This window comes from Paracoccus salsus (genome assembly GCF_021556615.1).
Taxonomy (GTDB): Bacteria; Pseudomonadota; Alphaproteobacteria; order Rhodobacterales; family Rhodobacteraceae; genus Paracoccus; species Paracoccus salsus.
The window spans coordinates 1-700 of sequence record NZ_JAKGGD010000024.1; the positions used below are offsets into that span (position 1 = coordinate 1).

1 pseudogene is annotated in these 700 nt (G+C 67.1%); it reads right to left on the reverse strand.

Features of this window, described 5'->3' with window-relative positions:
• Positions 1–222, reverse strand: a pseudogene (locus tag L1965_RS15940) (glycosyltransferase family 61 protein); the annotation flags it as partial.
• Between the last annotated feature and the right edge of the window lie 478 nt (positions 223–700).

The window sequence follows — 700 nt, forward strand, 5'->3', positions numbered from 1 at the left end:
CTGCTCGGCAGGATTGCCCCTGAATGATCTCAGCACGGCGTCCAAAGGCGCGAATTCGGTGCGGATGATGCGCTCTGCCTGATCAGGCAGCCGGATGGCTGGAGGCACGTCGTGGCGTTCGGCGGGCGTGACCTGCCATCGTTCCCAGGCCAGATCCGTCAGATCCGGCTGAGCGCCGGCTATCCGACGCAACCGGTTCGTGAGTGGGCGCAGGGACGTCATTGCCGGTCATCCGAAGCGCTGTCAGCGATGCTGCGGAAATCCATGACGGTGTTTTAACGCAAAACCGGCTTCCCGACAACTCGACGCCGACCGCTGGCGCCAGGGCCGCAAGGAAAAACGGTCCGGCGATTGGCACGCGCGTCACCCCGGCAGCTATGCTGCATTCGGCGGCAAGGCCGTCCTCGCCCTGACCCCGCCGGGTCCGAGCCTGGGCTCCACCACCACCCCTCGGGCATCGTCCGGTTGAAGGGGCCGTGATCGCTCTGCGGGAAAGCGGAGATGCCATCGCGGGCGCGGCCAACCGGTTTGTGGCTGGCAAGGGATGCTGACGGCGCGAGAGCCGAACGAATGGTCTGAATCCGGGCGAATTGCGGCCCGAGCCGGCCGAACCTTGCCAGGCTGGCCGCCGGGACGGCCCGCCACGCGCGCGGGTCCGATCAGCCCGGCAAGGGTTCGAAATCGGCCTGATCGGTCTTTC